The organism is Methylobacterium sp. 22177 (assembly GCF_052045615.1).
GTDB classification, from domain to species: Bacteria; Pseudomonadota; Alphaproteobacteria; order Rhizobiales; family Beijerinckiaceae; genus Methylobacterium; species Methylobacterium radiotolerans.
On record NZ_JBQEPK010000025.1, the window covers coordinates 88,251 to 94,279 of the forward strand.

At 62.4% G+C, this 6,029-nt stretch carries 7 protein-coding genes and 1 tRNA gene; 5 read left to right on the forward strand and 3 right to left on the reverse strand.

Features of this window, described 5'->3' with window-relative positions; all coding sequences use genetic code 11:
* Positions 1 to 13 precede the first annotated feature (13 nt).
* Both ACTJK8_RS21190 and ACTJK8_RS21195 read right to left on the reverse strand, forming a co-directional pair.
* The gene (locus tag ACTJK8_RS21190) at positions 14 to 268 is read right to left on the reverse strand and encodes a hypothetical protein (RefSeq protein ID WP_440762465.1); all 255 of its coding nucleotides are present in this window, start codon (positions 266 to 268) and stop codon (positions 14 to 16) included.
* A gap of 523 nt (positions 269 to 791) precedes the next feature.
* Positions 792 to 2,258 carry a DUF6538 domain-containing protein gene (locus ACTJK8_RS21195; RefSeq protein ID WP_440762466.1) on the reverse strand — a complete coding sequence of 489 codons (1,467 nt, stop codon included), beginning with the start codon at positions 2,256 to 2,258 and terminating at the stop codon, positions 792 to 794.
* A gap of 140 nt (positions 2,259 to 2,398) precedes the next feature.
* Between ACTJK8_RS21195 and ACTJK8_RS21200 the strand changes: the two genes are divergently transcribed.
* The 4 genes from ACTJK8_RS21200 (at position 2,399) to ACTJK8_RS21215 (ending at position 3,670) form a co-directional block, all read left to right on the forward strand.
* Positions 2,399 to 2,488: transfer RNA gene (locus ACTJK8_RS21200), tRNA-Ser, on the forward strand.
* Between the two features lie 329 nt (positions 2,489 to 2,817).
* Positions 2,818 to 3,030: a helix-turn-helix transcriptional regulator gene (locus ACTJK8_RS21205; protein ID WP_440762467.1), complete on the forward strand. Its 213-nt coding sequence runs from the start codon at positions 2,818 to 2,820 to the stop codon at positions 3,028 to 3,030.
* 68 nt (positions 3,031 to 3,098) lie between these two features.
* Complete coding sequence (locus ACTJK8_RS21210) at positions 3,099 to 3,290, forward strand: hypothetical protein (RefSeq protein ID WP_440762468.1); 192 nt, start codon at positions 3,099 to 3,101, stop codon at positions 3,288 to 3,290.
* Positions 3,287 to 3,670, forward strand: a complete 384-nt coding sequence (locus ACTJK8_RS21215) for a hypothetical protein (RefSeq protein ID WP_440762469.1) — start codon at positions 3,287 to 3,289, stop codon at positions 3,668 to 3,670. Before ACTJK8_RS21210 ends, ACTJK8_RS21215 begins: the two co-directional genes overlap by 4 nt.
* 94 nt (positions 3,671 to 3,764) lie before the next feature.
* Here the strand turns inward: ACTJK8_RS21215 and ACTJK8_RS21220 are convergent, their stop codons facing one another.
* A complete protein-coding gene (locus tag ACTJK8_RS21220) occupies positions 3,765 to 4,256 on the reverse strand; it encodes an AAA family ATPase (protein ID WP_440762470.1) in 492 nt (163 codons plus the stop codon).
* Positions 4,257 to 4,580: 324 nt separating this feature from the next.
* On the opposite strand from ACTJK8_RS21220, the gene ACTJK8_RS21225 reads away from it, so the two are divergent.
* Positions 4,581 to 5,954 carry a transposase gene (locus ACTJK8_RS21225; RefSeq protein WP_440762471.1) on the forward strand — a complete coding sequence of 458 codons (1,374 nt, stop codon included), beginning with the start codon at positions 4,581 to 4,583 and terminating at the stop codon, positions 5,952 to 5,954.
* The last annotated feature ends 75 nt before the right edge of the window (positions 5,955 to 6,029 follow it).

Genomic DNA, 6,029 nt, shown 5'->3' on the forward strand with positions numbered 1-6,029 from the left:
TGAGCGTCCCAGGTCACGGCCGGAGCCAATCCAGCAGCGCTACCCACCCGGCTTCGCCCGTGAAGATCCCGTCCAAGGAGTAGTCCAGCACGACCGGCAGTGATCCGGCCGTCGCAATGGCCGACCAGCCTTCCTCGTGTTCGATGATCAACCGGTCATCTTGGGCCACCACGTAAGCGCCCCCCTCGAACCACCGCCCTTCGGCAACACTCGATAAATAATCGCGAAGCACAATTTGTAATTCTGATTGGTTTATAGGATTCTTCATAAAACTCCTCGAAGAAATATTGGCACAGACACTTCTATCCCGAACTGTATCCCGAATCAATATTTATCAACGAGGCGAAATGTACGGGTACCAACTTATAAGATTGCTAGATAGGGCTATAGAGCTGGGGATTGCGGACTCTTATCGAATCTTCTCGCTCGAATGGTGTGAAAAAGACGACGGATATGTATACGATTATCTGCGAAGAGGCGGCATGAATCGCCGTGTAGGAGATAATGTTATTTCCAATATCAGGAATAGACTGTCAGAAATCGCTGCGGTTGCGCCGGACGGCCTTGCTTCTGAGGTGCGCGCTATTGATGCCGACATCGTGCGCGATGCCAGAGTCGCCGCTTTACTTGGTCGTGCTCACCGAATCGAATCTTAAGATTTCGTCAACGCCGCTGAATCGATTCAGCCTTGTCCACCAATTCGATTCGGTTATCCACTGAATCCGGCCTTGGTCGGGAGCCGGCAGCTCAGGAATGCTCTGAATCTGAATTGCAGGTGAGTGGCGGCCCCGTCAGAAGCCAATGATGTCAATCCAGCGCTTCACCTCGAACGCCCGGTACCCGCCGTAGGTGTCGTGGGGGTCTCTCTCATGGCTGTGCCCCATGATGTAGCGCCGGATCTGGTCGTGGTTGCAGGCGTTCATGCGTTGACGTGCGCGATGGCGGCCGGAGTAGAGCCGTTTCAGCGGATCGTCCGTTGCCACGCCGATCCGGCGCAGCTTCTCGTTGATCTCGCGATTCAGAACCGTGCGGTCTGTCGGGAAGAGGGGCCCCTGAATGACGGGCGGCAGCAGAGGTGAGCCGTCGACCCATGTCGCCTTGAGCAGCGCTTCCGGGAGTGGCAGGCGGCGCTTGCCGTAGACCGCATCCTTGTCGGTTTCGACGTAGAACACCCGATTGCGATGGAGGGCGACGAGACGAGCCTCCGTGTCGTGCTCCGCCTCCTCGACCCACTCGTCGCGCGTGATCGAGGATAGGCCCCTGGGGCGCACGCTTGTGGCGCAGTGCATCGCGACCATGAGGTACTCCTCACGCGAGAACACAGTCGCGTTCGCCTTGATCGCGCGAATGTCCTCCTCCGAGAAGGGCACTGGCTTCCGGCCCGGCACGTAGTCGCGGTCGTAGATCTCCCAGTTCGGGTTCGCGAACGGGTTGTGCGCGAATCGGCTCCGAGCCCGGTCCTCGATGTCGTTGTTGATCGCCGCGATCAGGAACTTGACCCCCTTCTTCACCCTCTCCAGCCCCGCGAGCGGCTTATCGGGGGTCGCTCGATTATCAATCTCCGTTCGGATGAACGCTGCCACTTCCTGTCTGTTGGCGTCCTTGAGATGCTTGCCGCCGGAGTGTGCCCGCCACGCCTCAAGGGTGGAGCGGACGAGGGCTACATCCCCCTTGTCGGGGCGCGGGCGCTTCGCTGTTCCGGGGGCGCAGGGGCCGAACCTGCCGTCAAGGTAGGTCTCGATCATCTCGGCGTCGTAGTCGCGCACGAGGGTTCGCCGGAGGTTGTCTTGTGCCCGCTGGGCCTCGATGTAGGCCGGCTCATTCTCGACAGCCGCACGGTCGAGAAGTACGACCCCCCGCATCCGGTTCGGCTCAGTGGACACGACCTTGCCGTCCTTGACCCGCATGATGTGGGTCTCGTTCGCCACGAGGAGCGTCCCGTCTCCGAGCGTGGTTGTCGTGTTCGGCTCCATCTGCCAGACTTGGGAGAACTCGCCCCAGCGCTTGTCTGGGTCGGTACGGGCCGCGTGGTAAAGCAGCAGGGCCTTGTGGCGGGCGATGTACGGCGCGGCCTTTGCTTCGGCCTCCACGCGGTTCTTGGTGCCGAGCGAGCGGGCCTCCTCGGGCGGCCACTCTTCCCGCCCATAGTACTCGCACGCACTCTGGCGGAGGGCAGGGGGGTACTGGAACCGCAGGTAGAACACACCACCGCGCGCGTAGATGTAGTCGCGCTCGCCGCGCGGTTTCCGGCTGGACATACCTGGGCAGGCTCTCTATACGGCGCTCGTCAACCGCGTCACGGCAGCGGCATCGCTGAAGGGACAGGAGCTAGGGACACCTTTAGGGACAGTCAACCGCGTTCGCGTTAAAGGGCTGTTCTGGAGGGCGTTTCCGCCACGGAGAGGTGGCAGAGCGGTTGAATGCACCGCACTCGAAATGCGGCATGCCTGCAAGGGCATCGGGGGTTCGAATCCCCCCCTCTCCGCCATTCGCTCGACTAAGGCCCTGAAAATGCAGGGCTTTTTGCTTTCTGGCCTTCTGCATCCCCCACCGAGTCCCCCACTGGGAAACCGGCCTGCAGCAGGCTGATCGCCTCTCCTCCCTACGCGAGGCCGGGGTGTGAGTCGACGCTGGGCACGGCTCTTCACCCGCTCGATCCACGGCTCACGAAATTTCACGGGATCACCCGTGGTCTGGATTGAGAATTCGAGAATTTGAACCACTCATCCGGGGTGCCGAGTGGCTTGGCGTGAAGAGTGCAGCCTACCCCTCCGCCAACGTACAATCTGGCTCATCACGGACTGCCCTGGAGCCAGCATGACCCAACCCCTGCGCCTCATCCGCTTGGCCGCGGTCGAATCTATGGTCGGCCTCAAGCGAGCCTGCCTCTACGACCGTATGAGCCGTGGCCTCTTCCCTAAGCCCGTCCGACTTGGCGACGCCAAGAATGCGCCGGTGGCTTGGCCCGAGCACGAGGTGCAGGCCTACATCGCGCAGAAGATCGCGGCCCGCGATCAGGCGGCGGCGTAGTGGATGGCGAACCTGTAGGATCGCGCCCTGACGTCACCGGTGGCCCAACCGCACCCAAGCAGCAGGAGTTGTTCGAGGCGCAGACGCAGTGGTTCCACGTCTTCAAGACCATGATCGATTCGGGCGATCTGGCCACCCTCTCCGGCTCAGCCGTGAAGGTGTACCTGGTGGTGAAGAGCTTCACGAACTTCGCCACCGGCCGCGCCTTCCCAGCCCTAGAGACGATCGCTGAAAGTCGGGACTCTCGCTGGCCCAGGTGAAGCGGGAGCTGAAGACCCTTGAGGAGCGGCACTACCTCACCAAGGCGAAGGCCGGCCGGCGTAACGAGTACCGACTGCGTGAGAAGGTCGAGATCACGGACGGCAGCGGGCGGCCGGCGGCTGTGGCAACGTGGGACTACCTGCCGAGTAGCGTGCAGCACGCCATGGCCGATCTTAAGAACGTGCTGGTCACCGGCGACCTAGCCGGCGCCAAGATCGTGCACATCGAGCGTCTGCAGGTGAACGTCACCCACCTCCACGACAACGCCGTGAACTTCAACGTGCAGCAGTTCAACGCCGACTTGGAGAAGCTGCCGCCGGCCATGCGCGAGAAACTGCTGGCGAATTGGAAGGCCAGTATAGAGCGGGAAGATGCCTGAGACCGCAGAGGGTGCCCGAGGTTGAGGTCTGCTCGGGGTGGTTTCCTGCCCGTCCGCCATCTAGCTGGTAATCGCGAAAGCGGACGGTGCTACGTTACGGCCGATGCACGACTATTTTGAAATTCTCGTCCATTGACGGCGGAACGAAGTAGGTGGTGATTAGATCGAACTCTTCATCACTGACAATGAATTCGTGCTCTCCGCTTTCATTTCTGCGTTTGAGGCGGGCCTTGCAGACCTGATCTGGCACGTCGAGGTAGTGAAGCTGGTGCGCGCAGCGCGCATCCTCGAATAGGGTGCGCATCCATGCGCGATTTTTCGGAGTATTAGCGGGAAAGTCGAGCACAACAGAAAGTCCATTGCGAAGTAAATCGACCAAATGAGCGCCGATTGCATTTAGGAGGCGCGCCGAGTTTCGAACGTAATCGTCAAGAGTGTTTTGCTCTCCAGGATATAGGCGAGACAGCCAATGATCCTCCCGAACAATCACCGTGCTCGACCGGCTTCCCAGTTCGGTGACGAGCGTCGATTTTCCAGCCGCGATCTTCCCGCACACAAGGTGCAGTGTAGTCTCGTTCGTAGACACGCCTAATGACCTTGCAAGACGCTAAAACGTCGTGATGTTCACATGGACAGCCCCGGCCCGACGCATCAGGCCGGGCGGTTAATTCGTCCGATGGTCGCGAGAACCGCGCTGTGAACAAGGAAGGTCATGCCCGGATGATGCCAGCCGACGCGTGTTCGGTCCAGCCTCACGTGTCCGGTTTCAGCGTTCATAGGGCGATGCGTGGACGACTGGGTAGGGTCGCGTGCAGAAGGACCGCTCAGGGTGGATTCTGTTGAAAAACTCGGTGTTGCAGCGGTAGTCGTGAGGTGATTCACTCTCGTCGAGAGGCGGAGACCGAAGCAGATGATGGGACCTCGGCAAGTCGAGCAGGGCGCCCTGTTCTACGAGTTCTCGCTCGATACCCACGTCCCCGCCGACCATCTGCTGCGCGGCATCGACCGCTTCGTTGACCTGTCGAACCTGCGCGCGCACCTGGAGTCGTTCTACAGCTCGACGGGCCGGCCCTCGGTCGACCCTGAGTTGATGATCCGCATGCTGCTCATCGGCTACTGCTTCGGCATCCGCTCCGAGCGCCGCCTGTGCGACGAGGTCCACCTCAACCTCGCTTATCGCTGGTTCTGCCGGCTCGGGCTCGACGGCCGGGTGCCGGACCATTCGACCTTCTCCAAGAACCGCCATGGCCGCTTCCGCGACAGCGACCTGCTGCGGCGCCTGTTCGAGACCGTGCTCGCCCGCTGCATCGCCGAGGGGCTCGTGGGCGGCGAGGGCTTCGCGGTCGACGCCAGCCTGATCAAGGCCGATGCCAATCGACAGAAGGGTGTCGAGGGTACGAACGGCCTGCCACCCGAGAGCGTCAGCCGCGCCGCCCGGGAGTACCTGGCTGTGCTCGACGACGCCGCGTTCGGGGCTGCGACGCCGGTCGTGCCCAAGCTCGTCTCCCCCGCCGACCCGGCTGCGCGCTGGACGGGGGCGGACGGTGGGCTGGCCTACTTCGCCTACGCGGCCAACTACCTGATCGACCTCGACCACGCGGTCATCGTGGACGTCGAGCCGACCACCGCGATCCGGCAGGCCGAGGTCACAGCCGCCAAGCGCATGATCGTGCGCTCGCGCGAGCGCTTCGACCTCTACCCGGCACGGCTCGCCGGCGACAGTGGTTATGGATCGGCCGCGATGCTGGGCTGGCTCGTCCACGAACAGGGCATCGAGCCGCACATCCCCGTCTTCGACAAGTCTGAGCGCCGGGACGGCACCTTCAGCCGATCAGCCTTCACCTACGACCCTAGCGCTGACGCCTACACCTGCCCGGCCGGCAAGCACCTGCGGCAACGTCAGAAGGTCTACAGGTCACCGCCTCCGCTCGTCGACGCAGACGGGATGCTGCGCTACCGCGCGAGCAAGCACGACTGCGATGCCTGCGCGCTGAAGCCACGATGCTGCCCCAACGCATCCGCCCGCAAGATCCCACGCTCAATCCACGAGGGCGCCCGGCAGATGGCGCGCGACATCTGCGCCTCGGAGGCGGGCCGTACCTCGCGGCGGGAGCGCAAGAAGGTCGAGATGCTGTTTGCCCACCTCAAGCGAATCCTGAAGCTGGATCGGCTTCGGTTGCGGGGGCCGGATGGAGCCCGGGACGAATTCCACCTCGCGGCCGCCGCCCAGAACCTACGGAAGCTGGCCAAGCTGATCCCGCTGGGGCAGCCGAGCCTAGCCTGATCGGCTGGGGGAGGCCCTCAGCCAACCCCCCATCAAACCTCGATCCAGGCCGACCGCGAGTTTTTCAACGAAATC

Coding starts and splice junctions, on each gene's coding strand:
- ACTJK8_RS21205 (WP_440762467.1), top strand. CDS start 2,818: ATGACCCAACCCCTGCGCCTCATCCGCTTGGCCGCGGTCGAATCTATG.
- ACTJK8_RS21225 (WP_440762471.1), top strand. CDS start 4,581: ATGATGGGACCTCGGCAAGTCGAGCAGGGCGCCCTGTTCTACGAGTTC.
- ACTJK8_RS21190 (WP_440762465.1), bottom strand. CDS start 268: ATGAAGAATCCTATAAACCAATCAGAATTACAAATTGTGCTTCGCGAT.
- ACTJK8_RS21195 (WP_440762466.1), bottom strand. CDS start 2,258: ATGTCCAGCCGGAAACCGCGCGGCGAGCGCGACTACATCTACGCGCGC.